21 protein-coding genes and 1 pseudogene are annotated in these 21,804 nt (G+C 43.4%); 15 read left to right on the forward strand and 7 right to left on the reverse strand.

The window, feature by feature from the left end; genetic code table 11:
- Nucleotides 1–140: 140 nt before the first annotated feature.
- The 7 genes from acnA (at nt 141) to MHH91_RS09540 (ending at nt 4,936) form a co-directional block, all read left to right on the forward strand.
- Nucleotides 141–2,867, forward strand: a complete 2,727-nt coding sequence (gene acnA / locus MHH91_RS09510; RefSeq protein ID WP_014470353.1) for an aconitate hydratase AcnA — start codon at nt 141–143, stop codon at nt 2,865–2,867.
- Between the two features lie 61 nt (nt 2,868–2,928).
- Complete coding sequence (locus MHH91_RS09515; protein WP_013352426.1) at nt 2,929–3,438, forward strand: TlpA family protein disulfide reductase; 510 nt, start codon at nt 2,929–2,931, stop codon at nt 3,436–3,438.
- A gap of 79 nt (nt 3,439–3,517) precedes the next feature.
- Nucleotides 3,518–3,643, forward strand: a complete 126-nt coding sequence (locus MHH91_RS09520; protein ID WP_012117651.1) for an FbpB family small basic protein — start codon at nt 3,518–3,520, stop codon at nt 3,641–3,643.
- Between the two features lie 63 nt (nt 3,644–3,706).
- On the forward strand, nt 3,707–3,853 hold the full coding sequence (locus tag MHH91_RS09525) for an acid-soluble spore protein N (RefSeq protein WP_013352427.1): 147 nt from the start codon (nt 3,707–3,709) through the stop codon (nt 3,851–3,853).
- Nucleotides 3,854–3,877: 24 nt separating this feature from the next.
- Entirely contained in the window at nt 3,878–4,120 is a 243-nt protein-coding gene (tlp, locus tag MHH91_RS09530; RefSeq protein WP_013352428.1) for a small acid-soluble spore protein Tlp, read from the forward strand.
- An 84-nt stretch (nt 4,121–4,204) separates the two neighbouring features.
- Nucleotides 4,205–4,621 (forward strand): YbgC/FadM family acyl-CoA thioesterase, encoded by a 417-nt coding sequence (locus tag MHH91_RS09535; RefSeq protein ID WP_013352429.1) that lies wholly within the window; start codon nt 4,205–4,207, stop codon nt 4,619–4,621.
- 15 nt (nt 4,622–4,636) lie between these two features.
- On the forward strand, nt 4,637–4,936 hold the full coding sequence (locus tag MHH91_RS09540; RefSeq protein WP_013352430.1) for a hypothetical protein: 300 nt from the start codon (nt 4,637–4,639) through the stop codon (nt 4,934–4,936).
- A 31-nt stretch (nt 4,937–4,967) separates the two neighbouring features.
- Here MHH91_RS09540 and MHH91_RS09545 read toward each other — a convergent pair whose 3' ends face one another.
- Entirely contained in the window at nt 4,968–5,255 is a 288-nt protein-coding gene (locus tag MHH91_RS09545; RefSeq protein WP_013352431.1) for a HesB/YadR/YfhF family protein, read from the reverse strand.
- Nucleotides 5,256–5,341: 86 nt separating this feature from the next.
- The gene (plsY, locus tag MHH91_RS09550) at nt 5,342–5,923 is read right to left on the reverse strand and encodes a glycerol-3-phosphate 1-O-acyltransferase PlsY (RefSeq protein WP_013352432.1); all 582 of its coding nucleotides are present in this window, start codon (nt 5,921–5,923) and stop codon (nt 5,342–5,344) included.
- Between the two features lie 152 nt (nt 5,924–6,075).
- Here plsY and MHH91_RS09555 point away from each other — a divergent pair, with 152 nt between their 5' ends.
- The 3 genes from MHH91_RS09555 to parC all read left to right on the forward strand — a co-directional run bounded on the left by MHH91_RS09555 (nt 6,076) and on the right by parC (nt 11,301).
- Complete coding sequence (locus MHH91_RS09555; protein WP_013352433.1) at nt 6,076–6,483, forward strand: CoA-binding protein; 408 nt, start codon at nt 6,076–6,078, stop codon at nt 6,481–6,483.
- 424 nt (nt 6,484–6,907) lie between these two features.
- Nucleotides 6,908–8,875 (forward strand): DNA topoisomerase IV subunit B, encoded by a 1,968-nt coding sequence (parE, locus tag MHH91_RS09560; RefSeq protein ID WP_013352434.1) that lies wholly within the window; start codon nt 6,908–6,910, stop codon nt 8,873–8,875.
- A 2-nt stretch (nt 8,876–8,877) separates the two neighbouring features.
- Nucleotides 8,878–11,301, forward strand: a complete 2,424-nt coding sequence (gene parC / locus MHH91_RS09565) for a DNA topoisomerase IV subunit A (protein ID WP_014470352.1) — start codon at nt 8,878–8,880, stop codon at nt 11,299–11,301.
- A gap of 59 nt (nt 11,302–11,360) precedes the next feature.
- On the opposite strand, the gene MHH91_RS09570 is transcribed toward parC, so the two are convergent.
- On the reverse strand, nt 11,361–11,486 hold the full coding sequence (locus MHH91_RS09570; protein ID WP_013352436.1) for a hypothetical protein: 126 nt from the start codon (nt 11,484–11,486) through the stop codon (nt 11,361–11,363).
- Nucleotides 11,487–11,510: 24 nt separating this feature from the next.
- On the reverse strand, nt 11,511–11,864 hold the full coding sequence (locus MHH91_RS09575; RefSeq protein WP_013352437.1) for a hypothetical protein: 354 nt from the start codon (nt 11,862–11,864) through the stop codon (nt 11,511–11,513).
- 375 nt (nt 11,865–12,239) lie between these two features.
- On the opposite strand from MHH91_RS09575, the gene MHH91_RS09580 reads away from it, so the two are divergent.
- From MHH91_RS09580 to MHH91_RS09600, 5 genes and pseudogenes are all read left to right on the forward strand, one after another.
- A complete protein-coding gene (locus MHH91_RS09580; RefSeq protein ID WP_013352438.1) occupies nt 12,240–13,658 on the forward strand; it encodes an alanine/glycine:cation symporter family protein in 1,419 nt (472 codons plus the stop codon).
- A 361-nt stretch (nt 13,659–14,019) separates the two neighbouring features.
- Nucleotides 14,020–14,858, forward strand: a pseudogene (locus tag MHH91_RS09585) (hypothetical protein).
- Entirely contained in the window at nt 14,839–15,447 is a 609-nt protein-coding gene (locus tag MHH91_RS09590) for a DUF4166 domain-containing protein (protein ID WP_013352441.1), read from the forward strand. Before MHH91_RS09585 ends, MHH91_RS09590 begins: the two are co-directional and overlap by 20 nt.
- Entirely contained in the window at nt 15,441–17,051 is a 1,611-nt protein-coding gene (locus MHH91_RS09595) for a YndJ family protein (RefSeq protein WP_013352442.1), read from the forward strand. Before MHH91_RS09590 ends, MHH91_RS09595 begins: the two co-directional genes overlap by 7 nt.
- A gap of 802 nt (nt 17,052–17,853) precedes the next feature.
- Nucleotides 17,854–18,165, forward strand: a complete 312-nt coding sequence (locus tag MHH91_RS09600) for a DUF4870 domain-containing protein (protein WP_013352443.1) — start codon at nt 17,854–17,856, stop codon at nt 18,163–18,165.
- A gap of 53 nt (nt 18,166–18,218) precedes the next feature.
- On the opposite strand, the gene MHH91_RS09605 is transcribed toward MHH91_RS09600, so the two are convergent.
- The 3 genes from MHH91_RS09605 to MHH91_RS09615 all read right to left on the reverse strand — a co-directional run bounded on the left by MHH91_RS09605 (nt 18,219) and on the right by MHH91_RS09615 (nt 21,746).
- Complete coding sequence (locus tag MHH91_RS09605; RefSeq protein WP_013352444.1) at nt 18,219–19,619, reverse strand: HAMP domain-containing sensor histidine kinase; 1,401 nt, start codon at nt 19,617–19,619, stop codon at nt 18,219–18,221.
- A 2-nt stretch (nt 19,620–19,621) separates the two neighbouring features.
- Nucleotides 19,622–20,329, reverse strand: a complete 708-nt coding sequence (locus MHH91_RS09610; RefSeq protein ID WP_014470349.1) for a response regulator transcription factor — start codon at nt 20,327–20,329, stop codon at nt 19,622–19,624.
- 145 nt (nt 20,330–20,474) lie between these two features.
- On the reverse strand, nt 20,475–21,746 hold the full coding sequence (locus MHH91_RS09615; RefSeq protein ID WP_014471870.1) for a glycoside hydrolase family 30 beta sandwich domain-containing protein: 1,272 nt from the start codon (nt 21,744–21,746) through the stop codon (nt 20,475–20,477).
- Nucleotides 21,747–21,804: the final 58 nt, after the last annotated feature.

A 21,804-nucleotide genomic window follows, 5' to 3' on the forward strand; every position in this document is an offset into this window, starting at 1 on the left:
CGATCTTATTGTATTTAATAAAAACATTGATATTTACTTATGTATGATTTTATACTAAGATGAAATTGTGAGAAAATTGTGATGCAATGTGAACATTCATCTAAAGAACGATCTTGATCTTTGAAGGGGGATTTTGGGGAATGACAAACCAGCAAAAAGTCGCAACACAAGACGTTTTCCAAGCAAGAAAAACATTTTCTTCAAATGGGAAAACATACAACTACTATTCATTAAAAGCATTGGAAGACGCAGGCGTCGGCAATGTTTCAAAACTTCCTTATTCTATTAAGGTTCTTTTGGAATCCGTTTTGCGTCAGGTAGACGGACGCGTCATTACAAAAGAACATGTTGAAAATTTGGCAAGATGGGGTACTGCTGAATTAAAAGATATTGATGTGCCGTTTAAACCGTCACGTGTTATCCTTCAGGACTTTACTGGCGTTCCGGCAGTAGTTGACCTGGCATCTTTAAGAAAAGCAATGGCCTCTGTCGGCGGAGATCCGGATAAAATCAATCCGGAAATTCCGGTTGACCTTGTCATTGACCACTCCGTACAAGTAGACAAAGCCGGTACGGAAGACGCGTTAGCCATTAATATGGACTTAGAATTCGAAAGAAATGCAGAACGTTATAAATTTTTAAGCTGGGCAAAGAAAGCGTTTAACAATTATCAGGCTGTTCCGCCTGCAACAGGAATCGTTCACCAGGTAAACCTTGAGTTTTTGGCAAGTGTCGTCCATACGAAAGAAGAAAACGGAGAGCTTGTGACATATCCTGATACTTTGGTGGGGACAGATTCCCATACAACAATGATTAACGGAATCGGCGTTCTCGGATGGGGTGTCGGCGGTATTGAGGCGGAAGCGGGAATGCTCGGCCAGCCTTCATATTTCCCTGTTCCTGAGGTCATCGGCGCGAAACTTGTCGGAAAATTGCCTAACGGAACAACGGCAACTGACTTGGCGCTGAAAGTCACTCAAGTGCTGCGCGAAAAAGGTGTAGTCAATAAATTCGTTGAATTCTTCGGCCCAGGGGTTGCTGAGCTTCCGCTTGCGGATCGGGCGACTATTGCCAATATGGCGCCGGAATACGGAGCGACTTGCGGATTCTTCCCTGTTGATGAGGAAGCACTTTCTTACCTGCGTCTGACCGGCCGTGAAGAAGAACAGATCGATGTCGTAGAAGCATACTGCCGCAACAACGGTTTATTCTATACGCCTGACGCAGAAGAGCCGATTTTTACAGACGTTGTAGAAATTGATCTGTCAAAAATCGAAGCGAACCTTTCAGGCCCGAAACGTCCGCAAGATTTAATCCCGCTCTCTGTCATGCAGGAAACGTTTAAAAAACATCTCGTCAGCCCGGCAGGCAACCAAGGATTCGGAATGGATGCGGCTGAAGAGAACAAAGAAATCTCATTTAAACTTAACAGCGGCGAAGATGCAGTTATGAAAACAGGGGCTATCGCGATTGCCGCCATTACAAGCTGTACGAATACATCAAATCCTTATGTATTAATCGGTGCTGGATTGGTAGCCAAAAAAGCGGTTGAATTAGGACTGAAAGTGCCGAATTACGTTAAAACATCACTTGCGCCGGGATCTAAGGTTGTTACCGGATACTTAGTCAATTCAGGCCTGCTTCCTTACATGAAGGAGCTCGGTTTTAACCTTGTCGGTTACGGCTGTACGACATGTATCGGGAACTCCGGCCCGCTTTCTCCTGAGATTGAAGAAGCGGTCGCTAAAAATGATCTGCTGATCACTTCCGTCCTGTCAGGAAACAGAAACTTTGAAGGCCGGATCCATCCGCTTGTCAAAGGAAACTACCTTGCTTCACCGCCGCTTGTTGTCGCGTACGCATTGGCAGGCACTGTGAATATCAACTTAAAATCTGATCCGATCGGCGTTGGAAAAGACGGACAAAACGTTTATTTCGATGACATCTGGCCGTCAATGGATGAAATCAATTCTCTCGTTAAACAGACTGTTACGCCTGAATTATTCCGTAAAGAGTATGAAACGGTATTTGATGACAACCAGCGCTGGAATGAAATCGAAACGACGGATGAAGCACTATATAAATGGGATCAGGATTCCACTTATATCCAAAATCCGCCGTTCTTTGAAGAAATGTCTGTAGAGCCCGGAAAAGTTGAGCCTTTAAGAGGGCTTCGCGTTGTCGGCAAATTCGGCGATTCCGTGACGACTGACCACATTTCTCCGGCCGGAGCAATCGGAAAAGACACACCGGCGGGCAAATACCTGCAGGAAAAAGGCGTTTCTCCTCGGGACTTTAACTCTTACGGCTCACGCCGCGGAAACCACGAAGTCATGATGAGAGGAACATTCGCCAATATCCGTATTAAAAACCAGATCGCGCCGGGCACAGAAGGCGGATATACAACACACTGGCCTAGCGGTGACGTGACATCTATTTATGATGCCTGCATGCGGTATAAAGATGATAAAACGGGTCTTGTCGTCCTGGCCGGCAAAGATTACGGAATGGGCTCTTCACGTGACTGGGCTGCAAAAGGAACAAACCTGCTTGGCATCAGAACAGTCATCGCAGAAAGCTTTGAAAGAATTCACAGAAGCAACCTCGTCTTCATGGGTGTGCTGCCGCTCCAGTTCAAACAGGGTGAAAACGCAGATACACTGGGCTTAACCGGTAAGGAAGTCATTGAGGTGGATGTTGATGAAACTGTACGTCCGCGCGACTTGCTGACTGTCAGAGCAATCAGTGAAGACGGTACGGTAAAAACATTTGAAGTTGTTGTCCGTTTTGACAGTGAAGTGGAAATTGATTACTATCGCCACGGCGGCATTTTACAAATGGTGCTTCGCGATAAAATGAAACAGTAGCAGAATGAACAAAAGAGAGAAAGCAATCCGCTTTCTCTCTTTTTATGCGGGAGGCTTTGAGATGCTTGCGAAATGGCTGGGCGGAGTGTTGCTTATCGGGTTGTTGGTATATGCGGGCTGGAATATTTATTCCGTACAAACAAGTCCGAAAGAAGGGACAGAAGAAGGGATGAAGGCTCCTGACTTTACACTTGACACACTGGCAGGAAAAAGCAGCTCCCTTTCTGATTATAAAGGAAAAAAAGTGCTTCTTAATTTCTGGGCGACGTGGTGCAAGCCATGCCGAATGGAAATGCCCGATATGCAGGAGCTTCAGAAGGAATATCCTGATATTGCGGTAGTAGCCGTTAATTTCACATCCTCTGAAAAAAATATACAGGCTGTGAAATCATTTGCTGAGACTTATCAGCTGACTTTTCCAATTCTGATTGATAAAAGCGGAATTAACGGAGATTTCAACGTGCTTTCTTATCCGACATCATACATATTAGACGAAAAAGGAACCATTCAGCACATACGAGTAGGCACGATGACGAAAAAAGAAATGAAAGAAAAACTGGATCTCAAGTAGAGGTTCAGTTTTTTTATGTGCGAAAGGCTAATCTTTTAAAAAATTGGAAAAAATGAATGAAAACACGGAGGTGAGAAGATTGAAAAAAATGAGAAAACGCTCTTTTCATGAGTTGGTTATGGAGAATAAACGTGAGTTGATGACCAATACCGAATATTTGAATCAGCTTGAAGAAAAGCTGGAGCAGCGGTTCAAACAAAAATAACCTTTAATTTGCAGTCATGTTTGCGCCTCCTTTTGCGAAATATACTCTTAAGGAGGGATGAACATGGGCACAAACAAGAAAGACGGCCAGCCGCAATACGCTCCGAGCCACTTAGGGACAAAACCCGTTAAATATAAACGCAACAAAGGGGAAAAGTTTCATGACAAGTCAAACGGACATCCGATTGTCATGCAGACGAAAGGCGAATAACATCAACAAAGGAGAGCAGACATTATGAAAAACAATTACAAAAAACCGAATCCGGATGACCGTTCCGATAACGTTGAAAAGTTGCAGGATATGGTTCAGAATACAATTGAAAATATAGAAGAAGCGAAAGAATCAATGGAATTTGCGACAGATGAGGAAAAACAGCGCATTCAGGAGAAGAATGCCAGACGCAATGAAAGCATTGAATCGTTCCGTAATGAAATTCAGGATGAATCAGCTGCGAGAGAAAACGGATATCAATCGTAATAAAAACCAGGGAAACCTGGTTTTTTCTCTTTCTGTCTTGTTGTGATAAAATAGGGCTATCTGATAATAAGGGAGCAGAGAACGTTGCATGTGTCAAAAAAAGAAATAGAAGTGCGGTATGCGGAAACAGATCAAATGGGCATCGTCTATCATGCCAATTACTTAGTCTGGATGGAGGTCGGCAGAACGGCATTGATTAAAGACCTCGGATTTCTGTACAAGGATATGGAAGAAAGAGGGGTGCTGTCACCTGTAGTGGATATCAGCATTTCTTATAAAAAACCGCTCCGCTACGGAGAAACGGCTGTCGTACATACGTGGATTGAAGAATATAACGGATTTAAAACCGTTTACGGCTACCATATCTATAATCCGGATCAAGAGCTTGCGATCGAAGCGACATCCTCGCACATATGCGTTGATAAACAGAGCTTCAAACCGATTCAGTTCCGCAAGGCCTTTCCTGATTGGCACGCCGCTTACGAAAAGGCAAAAAAATAAGGAGCGGCTGCAGTTATGGCATTTGGAATTACGCGCAAAGAACTGGAAAGATGGAAGCGGGATGTATCGGAAGGAAAAATCGCTTTTTTAACGCATTACTGGCTGGACGACCGCTTTCCGCAGGCTAAGACCGTGACGAAGGCCGGTTCAAGCGATCTCAATAAGCTGATCAGATGGGGAGCTGAATACGGGCTGAAGCCCGAGTGGATTCACCATAAAACTGAGTTTCCGCACTTTGATCTGCTCGGTGAAACCCAAAAACGCATATTAGAAAAAGAACGTCTGACTGATCATATCAGAAGGTTTGAGCTGTAAAAAAAGAACGCATCCGCTGCGTTCTTTTTTCTTACACGTAATTAAATACCGGCTCTTCTGACTGATCTGAATATGTGACGGACAAATCGTGGTTATCAAAGTACCATAAGTCGCTTTCTTCAATAAAAAAGGTAATGCCTTCAACTTCCGTACTGATGCCGGCGTTCACCGGCTGGTCTTTTGATACACCGAGAGAAAAGCCTTTCTGGACATTGCTGCACCCTCCGTAACGGACAAAGAAACGGACCTGATCGCCTGTTTCCAGTTCAAGCTCTTCTTTATACCAATCCAGCGCGTCTTTGTTTACTTTCATGTTCATCCGGAACACTCCCTTTTTGTTTCTCATAAAGAAATTATCTCTATTATAAACGCATACGGCATTTTGATGTCAAAAATGAAGTTTCATCAAAACCATTTGATCTTCGGTTCTGTTTTGTTTATAATCCGTTTGATGTTTGCCCTGTGTCTGTAGATAACAAACGCCGTCAGGAGCGTCACTACGATTAATAAATAAGGATCTTTTACAAACAGACAGTAAATAATCGTATAAATCCCTGTTAACATTGAAGACAGAGAAACAAATTTCGTAAGGAATAAAAATACGAAAAACACTGCAACCATCGTTACAAATAACAGCGGAGCATAAAACAGCAGGACGCCTCCCGATGTGGCTACGGCTTTTCCGCCCTTGAATTTCGCGAACACGGGGAATACATGGCCGATCACTGCTGCCACCCCTGCGAGAAGAGGATGAATGGGAACGTGCAGTAAGTACGGCAGCGCCGCGGCTAAGGTGCCTTTTAAAATATCGGCTGCAACGACGACAGATCCCGCTTTAACGCCAAGCGTGCGAAAAGCATTTGTCGCGCCTAAATTTCCGCTTCCGTGTTCTCTAATATCAATCCCTTTTGCAAGTTTGCCTACCACTAAACCTGACGGGATGCTGCCCAATACATAGGCCAAAATAATCAATAAAGCAATCAACATCTACATTTCTCCTTTTCAATGTCCCTTCACTCTATTTTAACACGAGTTGTTACCATCTGATGACAAGTTTTTTTGAGAATTAAGCTGACAAACCGCTTTTTTTGATTCCGATGAAGCTGTCGTGTACAATAAATCAAAAGGAGATGGTAAAGATGCAAAATCCTTCAAAATCAGAGATTAAAGACATTCTTGACCGAAGCAAACGGATCGCAGTCGTCGGGCTGTCAGACCGTCCCGACCGGACTTCTTATATGGTCTCCAAAGCGATGCAGGATGAAGGGTACGAGATTATCCCCGTCAATCCGACGATTGATGAGGCGCTTGGCGTGAAAGCGGTCGCTTCGTTAAAAGACGTGGAGGGACCGATTGATATCGTGAATGTGTTCAGACGCTCTGAGCAGCTTCCGGGTGTCGCTGAAGAATTTTTACAGACAGACGCTCCCGTTTTTTGGGCGCAGCAGGGCCTTGCAAATGAAGAAGCGTATCGCATGATTACAGACAAAGGAAGGACGGCTGTTATGGATTTATGTATAAAAGTCGCCCGCGCTGTTATAAAATAGGAACAAAAAAAGGCAAAAATCCTTGGCAAATCAGGGGTTTTTGCTTTTTTATTGAAAGAATACTCTTTGCGTATGGTGTTGAAACAGATACAATAAAGCATGAACAGTTTTTTTAGAAACCCCTTTATACAGGGGTTTACAGTCTGTTTGCGATGGCCGGCAAAAATCTATATAATAGAAAGCGAACTCATGTTCTTATTTGCCGAAAAGGGCACCAAAAAGATGAAAAGTCGTTCGAATGTATGTCTTGCGGCCTAAAAAACGAGCCATTCGCTTAAATATGTTGCGAAATCAAGCATATTGGTTATAATTGTGAGTCCGAGGAGAATTGGACCGAAGCTTGCGCATACTGAAAAACAAAGACATGAAAACACTTAAAAAAGAGAATGATTAAGAGCAGGTTTTTTGAAAGGGGTTTGTACGTTTGGCTAGAAAACAGCAATTTGATTACAACGAAGATGCCATACAGGTGCTTGAAGGCCTGGAAGCCGTCAGAAAACGACCGGGAATGTACATCGGTTCGACGGACGCACGCGGCCTGCACCATCTGGTATATGAGATCGTCGACAATTCCGTCGATGAAGTTCTTGCCGGCTACGGAGATCATATTATCGTAACGATACATAAGGACAACAGTATCTCCGTGCAGGACAGGGGGCGCGGAATGCCGACCGGGATGCATAAGCTCGGAAAGCCGACACCGGAAGTTATTTTCACCGTGCTGCATGCGGGAGGTAAATTCGGACAGGGCGGCTATAAAACAAGCGGAGGTCTGCACGGCGTCGGCGCATCTGTCGTAAACGCTTTATCAGAGTGGCTGACAGTTACCATTGAGCGTGACGGCCATGTTTATAAACAGCGGTTTGAAAACGGCGGCAAGCCTGTGACTTCACTTGAAAAGATCGGAACGACCAAAAAAACGGGAACGCTTACCCATTTTAAACCTGATCCGTCAATGTTCAGCGCAACGGTTTATAATTTTGACACGCTGTCAGAACGTCTGCGCGAATCCGCATTTTTATTAAAAGGCTTGAAAATAGAATTAATTGATGAGCGGAACGATGTGAAAGAAGTATTTTATTATGAGAACGGAATTGAAGCATTTGTCGCTTATTTAAATGAAGAAAAAGACGCTTTATGCGAAGTGGTTTCCTTTGAAGGCGAGCATCATGACATTGAAGTCGATTTTGCGTTCCAATTTAATGACGGATACTCAGAAAATATGCTGTCATTCGTTAATAACGTCAGAACAAAGGACGGCGGAACCCACGAATCAGGAGCCAAAACGGCAATGACAAGAGCGTTTAATGAGTATGCGCGAAAGGTCGCGCTTCTGAAAGAGAAAGACAAAAACCTCGAAGGCGCCGATATCAGGGAAGGTTTGTCCGCGATCATTTCCGTGCGGATCCCGGAGGAACTGCTGCAATTTGAAGGCCAGACAAAAGGAAAGCTTGGCACAAGTGAAGCGAGATCAGCCGCAGACGCTGTCATTTCTGAGAATCTTGCTTATTTCTTGGAAGAAAACCGCGATACGGCGACCCTGCTCGTCAAAAAAGCAATTAAAGCAAGCCAGGCCCGTGAAGCGGCCCGTAAAGCGAGAGAAGAAGCGAGAAGCGGCAAAAAACGCAAAAAATCAGAAGCGACGCTGAGCGGAAAACTCACACCTGCCGGTTCCAGAAATCCGGCGAAGAATGAATTGTATCTCGTGGAGGGAGACTCTGCAGGAGGTTCTGCAAAGCAGGGAAGAGACCGGAAATTCCAAGCCGTCCTGCCTCTTCGCGGAAAGGTCATCAACACAGAGAAAGCAAAGCTTGCTGACATCTTCAAAAATGAAGAAATCAATACGATTATTCATGCGATCGGCGGCGGAGTCGGCGCAGATTTTGAGATAGAGGACATTAATTATGACAAGATCATCATCATGACGGACGCGGATACCGACGGCGCGCACATTCAAGTCTTGCTGCTAACGTTTTTCTACCGCTATATGAAACCTTTAATTGAGCAAGGAAAAGTCTTCATCGCGCTTCCGCCTCTTTATAAAGTGAGCAAAGGGAGCGGCAAGAAAGAGATTATTGAATATGCTTGGTCCGATGAAGAAATGGACGGCGTTTTAAAGAAAGTCGGCAAAGGCTACACCATTCAGCGCTATAAAGGTCTGGGAGAAATGAACGCAGACCAGCTCTGGGAAACGACGATGAATCCTGAATCGCGAACGCTCGTCAGAGTCAAGATTGACGATGCGGCACGCGTAGAGCGCCGCGTAACGACATTAATGGGAGACAAAGTAGAACCGAGAAGAAAATGGATTGAAAAGAATGTTGCCTTCGGATTAGACGAGGAAAGCAATATTTTAGAAAATGAAAACTTGTCGGTCGCTGAGGAGGTTTAATAGTGGCACAGCCAGAATTATTTCATGATTTACCGTTAGAAGAAGTAATCGGCGACCGTTTCGGACGCTACAGTAAATACATTATCCAAGACAGGGCGCTGCCTGATGCACGTGACGGTTTAAAGCCGGTGCAGCGAAGAATTTTATACGCCATGCACGCAGACGGAAATACATTCGATAAAAATTTCCGGAAAGCGGCGAAAACGGTCGGAAACGTTATCGGTAATTATCATCCGCACGGAGACAGCTCCGTTTATGAAGCGATGGTGCGGATGAGCCAAGATTGGAAAGTGCGGAATGTGCTGATTGAAATGCACGGCAATAACGGCAGCATTGACGGTGATCCGCCGGCTGCCATGCGTTATACGGAAGCGAGATTATCTTCTATCGCATCAGAGCTTTTGCGGGACATTGATAAAAACACGGTTGAATTCGTTCCGAACTTTGATGACACAAGTAAAGAGCCGGTTGTTTTGCCTGCCATGTTTCCTAACTTGTTGGTCAACGGATCAACCGGGATTTCGGCGGGCTATGCGACTGATATTCCTCCTCATCATCTGGGTGAGGTCATTGATGCCGTCATTAAGCGGATAGAATCGCCCGATTGCACCGTCGATGACTTGATGCAGGTGATTAAAGGGCCTGACTTTCCGACAGGAGGCATTATTCAAGGTGTCGACGGTATTCGGAAGGCCTATGAAACCGGTAAAGGCAAAATTATCATCCGCGGAAAGGCTGAAGTGGAAGCTGTAAGAGGCGGACGGGAGCAGATCGTCATTACAGAAATCCCGTTTGAAGTAAACAAAGCCAATCTTGTAAAGAAAATGGACGAATACCGCATTGATAAAAAAGTCGAAGGCATTTCTGAAGTCCGGGATGAAACGGACCGCACGGGACTTCGGGTGGTCGTTGAATTAAAGAAAGAAGCCGACGCAAAGGGCATCTTGAATTTCTTATATAAAAACACGGATCTGCAGACAACGTATAACTTTAATATGGTCGCCATACATAACCGCCGGCCGATGCTGATGAGTCTTACGGCCATTCTGGATGCGTATATTTCCCACCAGAAGGAAGTTGTGACAAACCGCTCCGTCTTTGAATTGCAAAAAGCAAAAGAGCGGCATCATATCGTTGAGGGACTGATGAAGGCACTGTCTGTGTTAGATGAGGTCATTGCCGTTATCCGGGCAAGCAGCGATAAAAAGGATGCAAAACAAAATTTAATTTCTAAATTCTCATTCACGGAGCCTCAGGCGGAAGCGATCGTATCCTTGCAGCTGTATCGTCTGACAAACACGGATATTACGGCGTTAAAAGAGGAAGCGGAAGAGCTCAGCAAGAAAATTCAGGAGCTCGAAGCCATTTTAAGTCATGATAAAAAGCTGTTAAAAGTCATTACCAGCAGCCTGAAAAAATTGAAAAAGACCTATGCTGACAGCAGACGTTCGGTCATTGAAGAGAAGATTGAGGAAATTAAAATCAATCTGGAAGTCATGGTTGCCTCTGAGGACGTATATGTGACAGTCACGAAAGACGGCTATGTAAAACGAACAAGCCAGCGGTCATTTGCCGCTTCCAACGGCCAGGATTTCGGGATGAAGGACACGGACAGGCTGATTCACCAATTTGAAATGAATACAACGGATGTTCTCCTGCTCTTTACCAATAAGGGAAGCTATATATATTGTCCGGTTCACCAGCTTCCGGATATCAGGTGGAAAGACATGGGGCAGCACGTAACGAACATCACCACGATTGACCGTGATGAAACGATCGTGAAAGCTATACCGGTAAAAGAATTTAATCCAGCTTCATATTTATTGTTTATGACGAAAAACGGTATGGTGAAAAGAACTGAAATGACGCATTACAAAGCGCAGCGCTACTCGAAAGCGCTTGTTGCTCTTAACCTTAAAGGGGACGATGAGCTGGTTGATGTTCATGTCACAGACGGCGGCTGTCAGCTGTTTATCGCCACCCACCTCGGGTACGGCTTATGGTTCGGTGAAGATGAAGTGAATGTAGTCGGAGCCCGTGCGGCCGGCGTGAAGGGCATTAATTTAAAAGACGGTGATACCGTCGTATCAGGACAAATCCTGCATGAAACAGATTCGCTTGTCCTCGTCACACAGCGGGGAGCCATCAAACGGATGAATCTCTCTGAATTCGAAAAAACATCCAGAGCAAAGCGCGGCGTCATCATGCTGCGTGAGCTTAAAAAGAACCCGCATCGTGTTGTCGGAGTATTCGCTTGCGCTTTAGCCGACACGATTGCTGCAGAAACAGAAAAAGGCGAGAGAATTGAAACCACCGTGAAATCCTTGCGGGCTAATGACCGGTACAGCAACGGCTCCTTCTTTACAGATGAAGATGAGACAGGGCCGGTAACAGATGTATGGCGCATACCCGCGTCTGATGTTTAAGAGTAAAAATAAAATAAAAAAACCTCCGCTCAATTGGTCCTGAGCGGAGGTTTTGCTTTTTAGCTTTCGTGGCTGCCGAATAAGTCAGTGATAGCGTGAACGACTTCAATTCCCTGCCATACAAATAAGTTCAATGCAGTGAATGAAAATAAGCCTAAAATCACCATTCGTAAGATAAACAACATGTTTAACGACCTCCTCATTTTATGTTACATAGACAGGCGATGTTGAACATGAAGCTTATCGAAATACGAGGACTGATAAAATTTAGCGATTAAAAAGCTTTTCTTTCGCTGTCTTCTCCGGGAAGCGGGGCGTTTTCTGTCTGATATCACCATCAGTGAGACAGAAGCGGCAAAAAGCGCCGTCAAAATAAATGAGCCCGTCAGCGATTTTTTGTCATCATCAACGTTTTGGCCGGCCTTCATTTCGTGCATTTCCTGCTGATCGGCTACCGCTTTAAAATGATGAGCAGTGTCAAACGCATGGGGAATGGAGAGCAAATGAAAGCTTGCAATCGCTAAAAATAAAATAGATGCTTTTAGAAACAAGATTTTTTTCAAATGTTCTCCCCCCTTCATAAGTCTGAATATTTTTATTATAATACCCTAATTTAAATTAAAAGTAAACACATTTATTAAATTTAAAAAATTATTATCCTGGTTAAGTATATACCATTCCGTCCGTCTTTTCATCTCTTTTTTCTTAAAGGCTATTTGTTATCATATGCACGCAAGCCTTCTGACGTGACAACATTTTTCAGTCTGAGGGATAAAAAAAGAGCATACCAATAAGGAAAGCGTAATGGAGAAACCAAAACATTTTCTTAAAAAAACTTCTCAACACCTGTTTGTGTGATATAATAATACTCGTTGTGTTAAAAAATCTAACATATGCAGCAAAATGACAGTAAAAGATATGTAAAAGGGAGGTTAAACATGGAGGCTTTCATCAGTGAAATCATAAATGTTCCAAATGATTTTATTTGGAAGTATCTTGTTTATATTTTAGTAGGAATCGGATTGTTTTTTACGTTCCGTTTTCGCTTTATTCAATTCCGATACTTTATTGAAATGTTCAGAATCGTCGGGGAGAAGCCGCAAGGAAATAAAGGAGTGTCTTCAATGCAGGCATTCTTTATCTCGGCCGCTTCCCGTGTCGGAACCGGAAACTTGACCGGTGTCGCGCTGGCGATTGCAACAGGCGGTCCCGGCGCAGTATTTTGGATGTGGATCGTAGCGATTGTCGGTATGGCTTCCAGCTTTGTGGAAAGTACGTTGGCGCAGCTTTATAAAGTGCGTTCAGGCGAAGATTTCCGCGGCGGACCGGCATATTACATGGCAAAGGGCCTCGGCGCCCGCTGGCTCGGTATTTTATTCGCCGTATTGATTACCGTTTCTTTCGGGCTTATATTTAATGCCGTACAGTCAAATACGATTTCCGTCGCGTTTGACGAAGCATTCCATGTGAATAAAACAGTTATCGCAATCATTTTAGCTGTATTAACGGCTTTCATCATATTCGGCGGTCTGAAACGTGTTGTATCCGTTTCACAATTAATCGTTCCCGTCATGGCGGGTATGTATATTCTGATCGCGCTGTATGTCGTTATTGTGAATATTACGGCGGTACCTGAGCTGCTGGTTACGATTGTGAAAAATGCGTTCGGTCTTGAGCAGATCGTCGGCGGAAGCTTAGGGAGTATCATTATTATCGGAGCGCAGCGCGGCCTGTTTTCAAACGAAGCGGGTATGGGGAGCGCGCCGAATGCCGCAGCAACTGCACACGTGTCGCACCCGGCTAAACAGGGATTCATCCAGACGCTCGGCGTGTTTTTTGATACTTTTATCGTTTGTACATCGACTGCTTTTATCATTTTATTGTACAGCGTTACGCCTAAAGGCGACGGCATCCAAGTGACACAAGCCGCACTGCAGCACCATCTTGGCGGCTGGGCGCCGACATTTATTGCGATTGCGATGTTTTTATTCGCATTCAGCTCAGTCGTCGGCAACTATTACTATGGTGAAACGAACATTGAATTTATTAAAACAAGCAAAACATGGCTTAACATTTACCGCGTATTCGTCATCGTGATGGTGGTATACGGATGTTTGGCTGACTTCCAGATTGTCTGGGATATGGCAAACTTGTTTATGGGACTCTTGGCTCTCATTAACTTAGTGGCAATCTTGCTGCTGAGTAATGTAGCCTACAAGATCTATAAGGATTATGCCGCTCAGCGCAAAAAAGGTCTTGATCCCGTGTTCAAAGCTGAGAATGCCCCAGAGCTGAAGCATATTGAAACATGGGCGGAAGAAGAAGGTACAAGCCCTGAACGCAAGACTGCTAACTAAGGAAATTTGCATATATTTTTCAAAACCCCTCACAGAAAAATGTGAGGAGTTTTTTATGTGAAAAACTGTTCTTGTAAACAGACTTTTTTGAATTTATTGTATTTTCATCTTGTATCTGTAAGGGTTTTCGTGTAAAGAAGGATCTCACATTGGCAACCCAAAATGGGGCTGATTTTCACCAATTTCTCTGTCGGATTTGCTATGTTTAACTGAAGATAAAAAGACAAAATCACTTATATATAAGTCAACAAAGTCACAGAGGCTCTCCTGCTGGAAACGGGATGGCCTTTTTGTTCTGCCGCTTTATCTGTTCCTATGATAATATAGGAATTGTTTACAAAAGAAGGGAAGAGGAGGGGGCATGAAACAGAAGCCGATATATGTCGAAATCAATATTGCATCTGATATAGAAACGCTTTGGGAATATACGCAAAACCCGCTTCTTCATAAGGAATGGGACCTGCGCTTTTCTGACATTACATATCTTCATAGGTTGCCAGGTGAACCGCAAAGATAAAGATTCCTATATGAAACACGGATCGGTTTTGGGCTGAAGGTATCCGGCACAGGCAAATCAATGGGTGACAAAAGGCCTCAATCGTCAGAAAGGGTCTCAGCGCTTGCATTTGCCTCTGATCACCCGCTGTCTCTGATAAAAGAGGGCAGAGGCTATTGGAAGTATATAGAGCGGGATAACGGAAACATACATTTTTGACTCAATATTAATATGAAACGGCCCGCGGTCTGCCGGGAAGATTGATAGACCGGTTTTTATTTCGTCCTCTGCTGGGCTGGGCTACCGCATGGAGCTTTGATGCGTTACGGCTTTGGATAGAACAAAACAGACATCCTAAGATATCCATCCGTTTTGGATTTGTCTATGTCTTGATGTGTCTGATATTCAGTCTGTATTGGTTTTTTCAAGGCTTTTATGATTGCTTTGCCGATGCAGAGATAGTGAGGGGCGCGCTGGAGACAGGGTTAGGGGTATTATGGCTGCTTCCCATGCGGAGAAAGCGGCTGATTCACGCCGGGCAGTCAGTCTTCTTTTGTATATCGGCAATGCTATATTCCGGCGGCGGATTCGCGATCCCGTTAGGAATACTTACGATAGCTGGTTTGATTCTTGAGCTTAAGCTGCCGAGCGCCGGACATACAAAACGAAAGAGAGAGAAGCGAAATGACGGATTCAATGTATGAAAAAGCAATTATTCATTATCAATCACTGCATCCAATGCTGCAGAAAAGGTACAGGCTTGGCGGATCAAGCACATTTTGCGGAGAAGGAGTTATGTCAGAAATTAAGGGAGGATCTTTGTTTGTCAGAATGCTTTTAAAGACCGGCGTTTTTTTCAGATGTTTTTTCTCAGAGAGGGGCAAAGATATCCCTTTTACCATCGAAAACAAAAACAGGCTAAATGGCGTGGAATGGAACCGTACCTTTTTCTTTAAAGGAAAAACGCGTTATTTTGATGCAGTCATGGAATATGACGAGCGGGAAAATAGAATTCTTGATTACTTCGGCAAGCCTCACATCCTTCTGTCTGAACTGCATTTAGAAGCGTCTTCAGCCGGAGGGCTTGTCATTACATCCGGAAAGCAGTGGCTCCTGATAGGCGGAAAGAAAATCCTGCTGCCGGCATGGCTGTGCGGCAGTTCAACCGTTTATGAGGCTTATGATGAGGAGATGAATTGCTTCAGCATAAAGGTACATGTGAAAAACCGGATACTCGGCACACTTTTCTTTTACCGGGGGACTTTTCGGGAAACAGAGGGAGAAATATGCTGAAACGTCATCTTATTGTAAGTGCGGTTTGCTTTTTGGGATTTGCGGCGGCTGAAGCTCCGCATCTATCAGCTGCTGAGACGTTTGTTTTATTATCCGTCCTTCTTTTCGTTCCTGCTGTATTCCCTTTTGCTTTTCGGTCTTCAAAAACTTTAGAGAACGTGTTATTACGGAGTTATCCTATTGCCGCTTTAAGTGCGGCGCTTGCGCTGATCACAGACTTCAGCTTTTTTGCCGTTGTGTGGTTCATTTATACGCTTGGTTTGGCGCTGTATGCTGTACTGCGGCTGGTGAAAACAAATATTCATAGAACAGAAGAGATGTCAGTTATGGCAGGCTTTGTTTATTTAGCCGGCGGCGGAGTCTGGTTTTTCGCATACGTTCTTCAGATTCCCGTCATGGATTTCAGTCCGCTTATCGTGCTGCTGACGGCTGTGCACTTTCACTATTCCGCATTTCTTATTCCGATCTTCAATGGTTTGCTCGGAAGGATCATCCGGGAGAACCGCGTCCTTTACAGGTGGAGCACGGTCATCATTTTGATTTCGCCGATTCTTATTGCCATGGGGATTACATTTTCAAAGACACTTGATGTGATTGCCGTCGCTCTGTATCTGGCGGGTCTGTATGTTAATGCGTATCTCGTCTTTAAGGCGCCGTTTGTTACGAAAACAGGCAGTATCTTAATCAGGGGCTCTTCAGCTGTGTTAATGATAACAATTGCTTTTTCTTTAATATATTCGTTCGGTGTCTTCCGCGGGGAGGCAACGTTTACGATCAGCCAGATGATTTGGATTCACGGGGCCGTCAATGCATTCGGCGTTATTCTGCCGGCTTTGGCCGGCTGGAGAATAGAAAACCCAAGACCGTTCGATGAAGGCAGTGAACGAACGTTCAGCCGTATTTACGGAAAGAGGACGATAGGCAAAAATTTTTTGAATGATATTCATGCAGCAAATGACATACATTATACCGGCCTTCTAGATCAGATGAGAGAGCTGCATTCTGAAGACTTTTCTGCCGAAAAACTGTCGCCGGCCGTTATTTCCTTTTATGAAAAGACAATTGATTATGACATCAAGGCGAAAGTGACGTGGAGCAGATGGTTTCGTCCGTTTGCGCGCATGTACGAGCCGTTCAGCAGAAGAGCGGGGCAGATCCATCTGTCAATGAATCCGGATTGGTATATCATGCACAGCGATATGAAAGGTGTTGACTCTGACAGAGACGGACGAAAGCATGTCCGTGCGTGGATCAGAACTAATGAAAGGCAGGAAACCGTCTTTACTGCACTGTATTCAGTGTACAGGTCAAATGGGGAGGGATACATAAATATTTCTCTCCCGCTGCCGTACAGCCAAATGACGGGCATTTTAAAGCCTTATGCGCATAAGCAGAATCTTGTTTTGACGAGCAGACGCCGAAAAAGCGGAGCGGGTGATGAAGGAATTTATCTTCAAACGAAATGGTGGGCATGTCATCTTCCGCTGGCAGAGACATTTCTTATTGCGGCCCAAAACGAAACAACACTAAAGGCCGTTCATCATATGTGGCTGTTCGGCCTGAAGTTTTTAACTGTGCATTATCGGATCACTCACGCTCCCTGAAGCAAATAACAAGCTGCAAAGCCGTCTGTTCATCAGGCGGCTTTTTCTCATCATATGGGTGCGGGAATATTTATATTGACTGAAAGCGCTTTTGTTATTGTGATGTACTCAAGCAGCCCAATGGCGCTTTATTTCGTTCAAGTTTGCATAGGCTTTCAATTGGCTTTATTTTTCCATTGCTGCTTGGAATGTCGATTGAAACTGTTCCGCAAGACATGAGAGCAACAACGATGGGGGCGTATCAGGCGCTTTATGGACTATGTGGGAAGCCGATGCGAGAAAATCGGCGGAAACGAGCAGGGAAGGTGCGGCAGAGTATTATCAGACATGAATTTTTCATTTGTGCGCGTTTTCATTGGATAATAAAATGCAGAAAACAGCAATGGTTTGCTTTTGATAATTTGAAAATTGCTTTTGTACCGTTTGCAGTGTCAGGTTTGATTCAGCTGTATCTACAACAGGTTAACAAAATGACCGCAAACGCAACAGACCGCTTATTTTGTTATAAATTTCTTTTCTGTCTCAATAACTAAAGTATACTTAAGTGTTGAGACACAGATTTTATTCTTTTGTGCAACTTCCTAGAATATATATTATGTAAACTAGAAAATGAAATTCATATTGGGTTCTTTTAAGCCTGGGTCTCCTTCCTCTGATTATTTAAGCGGTGCTTGTTAATTTAAGGTTGATGTAAGGTTCGGATTAATACAGGTTAAGGTTGAGATTGTACAATAGGTTTGTACTTCAGTAAGGGATTCAGTCAAAGGAATTCCCCTTCAATAAATGATAGAGGTGAAAAGTTTTGAGAGAAAATAAAATTTTGTCTTCATTATGTTACTTCAGTATATTTTTTGCGCCGTTTTTGTTTCCGATTATCGTCTATTTCTTAGGTCAGGACGATGTGAAATATCATGCGAAAAAATCTTTGTGGACGCATTTGATACCTTATTTAATTTTCGGAATTGGCATCATCGGTTCAGGTTTACTTGGTATGAAAGACATCAGTCATGCTGGGCCTTTCCTGCTTGCGACATATGCCGTTACATTTATTTTGGCGATCTATTTTTTCATCTGGAACATTGTCAAAGGAATCAAAGTGTTTTCGGAACAATAAGTAAAAAAACGGTTCTGTTATTGATGAGCAGAACCGTTTTTTTTGTGTGGCCATTAGGATAATTGGATATCTATCGTTGTCCCTTTCCCCGCGGTGCTGTGAATGGTGATGTCCCCGCCGTGCTTTTGGATAATATCCTTTGCTATGGCCATCCCTAGACCAGAGCCTGCATGCGCTGTTCCTGTATTTGTCCCTCTGTAATAGCGGTCAAACACTTTCTCCAGCTCCTCCTCTTCTATCCCTTTGCCGTTGTCCTTAATTGTCACATGGGTTCGTTCTTTTTGTTCAAGCTGTACAACGATCTTCACATCAGGATCATTGTGAACGAGAGCATTTAAAATGAGATTCGTGACCGCTCTTCTGATCAATATTACATCAAGGTTCAGAATCAGCTTTTCCAGGCTGGTTTGAAGCTCAATAGTCTTATCCGCATATCTGGAATCGTTTAAAATATCAATTAATGTTTCCCGCAGCAGCAAAACAAGGTTTACCTGCTCTTTATTTAACATCACATCGTTGTTTTTCAGCCTTGTCGTTAAATTTAAATCTTCCACAACTTCTTTCATATAGAGGGATTTATTCTCAATGATTTGGGCGTAATCTCTGATCTGATCGACTGAAAGATGGTAATTTGGATCTTTGATGATTTCTGCATAGCCTTGTATAGAGGCTAATGGTGTTTTAATGTCATGAGAAATATGACTGATCCATTCTTCACGCATTTGCTCTAATTTATCTTTTTCTTTTTTGCTTGACGATAGTTGTTCCGCTAAGTGATTGACATTATAGAACACATCTTTATAAATTCCTTTGGATGTCAATTTGATCGTGTAATCTCCATTAGCTAATCTTTGGATTCCTTGAATGACACTGCCTAGCGGTTTTGTGAGCTGCCGGCTGAATAGATATCCGATCAATAACGCGATCATTGCATCTATTGATAATAAAATGATGGTCCCTGCATTGAACTTCGTCACTAATTCCTTGGTGTCATATGAGAGGATATACTTTGCGAGAGAGGGATTTTTAAACCCTATAAAGTAACTGTACTCCTTGCCGTTCACTTTTTTTCCGCTGGCGTAAATGGTTGATAATAATTTCTTATCCTTATATTTATGTAAATTCACTATTTCTAAAGGCGTATATTTTTCCTTCAGGCCTTTAGGTGCTCTAGCATGATACACATCTTGTCCGTTTTCATCCAATATCTGAATCCAAGCATTCTGTTCTTTTAAGGCTTGTTGGCCCTCTTTGTTTACTGAAATTCCATTATTGGAAAATGTGACATATTGCTGAAATGATCTTGTGAAGGATTCTGGCGTATTTTCTTCCTCATGTTGACTGTTCGCTTGAAAAATGAGCCAAATCATGAAAACAAATAAATTAATGAAAACAGTAATGATGGTTACTATGATGACAGATACCATGTACCTGCCTGTTAATCGCCAATTCATACTTAAGCATCCTTTACAACAAATTTGTAGCCTAACCCTTTTACAGTGACGAGAAAGTCTGGTGTGGATGGGATGGTTTCTATTTTCTCCCGGAGTCTGCGTATATGAACCATCACCGTATTGTCAGAACCGAAGAAATCTTCTCCCCATACAGCTTGATAAAGTGTTTCTTTACTGATCACCCGATTGGGATGCTGCAAAAAATATGTCATGAGCATGAGTTCTTTAGGTGTTAACTCAATAGCCGCTCCGTTTTTGGTGAGCTCGGCTTGCTGCTGATGTAATTCAAAGGGCCCTGCTTTTATCAGGGTGTCGGTTTGAGATGGCTGTAAGTAAGAAGATCTTCTTAGCTGTGCTTTGACCCGATATGCGACTTCCTTAGGGCTGAAGGGTTTTGTAATGTAGTCGTCCCCACCGATGGCAAGTCCTACAATTTTGTCCGTTTCCTCTCCTTTTGCAGACAAAAAAATAATCGGAACATGTGAAATATCTCTTATTTGCTTACAGATATCATAGCCTTCACCGTCTGGGAGCATGATATCCAATATAACCAGATCTGGATTTTCTTGATGAAATTGAGCCAATCCATCACGGGCAGTAGAAGCTGTAATCACGCGATCAATGCCTTCTCTTATTAATACGGTTTTGATCAGTTCCAAAATTTCTCTTTCGTCATCTATTATTAATACTTTGCTTTGAGTCTGCGACATACATTGATCACTCCTTGAAGTCATTGTCTTTATTATACCCAATGTCCGTGCATAGTTAAAAAATCAATACTTCTCTTGTACCACAGAAAATAAGCCAATTTTCTTTTTTGTGTGAGAAAATTGGCTTATTGCTATGATGTTGTCTTTAACGCTTTACAACAAATGTTGTCACGCTTTGAGCTGGAAGATGAGCCCAGAAATGATTGTCGGTTACATTGAGGTCTGTTCCGGGTTGAAGATTGCTGCTGCTGCTCGTGACCCATCTGGACACTTGTGAAGCAGATCGGTTCTGCAATACAAAGTTTTGGTTGACCCCTGTATTGGTTTTGTTAATGGCCACAATCACGACTTTGTTGTCACCTTTATAGGCTGACACGTAAACATTCGGATTAGGGTTTTTCGTTGCATCAATCCTTACATAGCCGGGGCGCACAAACTTTGAGAAATGAGCCATATTGTAGCCTCGTTTGCTGATCGTGCCATCTTCTTTCATAGGACCGTATGATCTTCGGATGTACCACCAAACATAAGCTTGAAAATCCCCTTCTGTCATCGAATTGTGAATATGCTGTGAAACATCCAAGGCCTCGGGCCATCGATCCGCCGAGTTGTTATCACTGTTCGGATAGTATACTTCCGTCATCCAAAGGTCCTTCCCCGCTCCTTTTTGTTTGAAAAGAGGATAAGGAAACTGACTGACCTGCGTACCGTACAGGTGGGTTCCGAGAATATCCATATTCCTAAGCGCCTGCGGATCGTTCAAAATGGGGTCCGATATATTTTTCAAGTATTGAAATGATTCTGGCGCAATCACGCGGGCATTAATGGAACTGGCATTTTCTCTCATGAATCGAAGTATTTCTTGCGGCGTCCACCATGTCCATTCGTGTGCGTAATCAGGCTCGTTTTGCATAGAAATCGCATAAAGATTCACACCATTATTCTTCATGAAGGTAACAAAATCGTTAAGATGCTGCGCGTATGCGGCGTACTTATCGTATCTCAGCCGCTTAGCTGAAGTGTCACCATTATGATTGAAAGTCTCAACCATATCATTTGGCGGATTCCAAGGGGAAGCAAAAACGATTGCTCCATGTTTGATCGCACTCTTTGCAGTCTCTACCTCTTTGTACCAATTATTTCTATTTTCATCCACATGAATTCTTAAGATCGAAAAGCCTAACTGATTCTGTCCATTGCCAAATGCAGTTTCTCTTTGAGCAGCTGTCAAATCTCCAACCCAAGCAGGGTGGTTCATTCCTCCGAAACCGCGAATTACTTGTTTTTCTGCAGATACATTAATTGTTACATCACTTGCCGCTAAGACCTCAGCAGCGCCTGGGCCCATTAACAGTACTGACAGCATAGTGAAACATGCCAATAATAGACAAATTGGTTTTTTTACGCCCGACATCATTTTTTCCTCTCCTTCATATATCTTTTATCTTTTGCCGTATTAGAAAAATGTGTTCTGT

The sequence above is a fragment of the Bacillus sp. FSL K6-2819 genome, assembly GCF_038008305.1.
In the GTDB taxonomy this organism is placed as follows: domain Bacteria; phylum Bacillota; class Bacilli; order Bacillales; family Bacillaceae; genus Bacillus; species Bacillus amyloliquefaciens.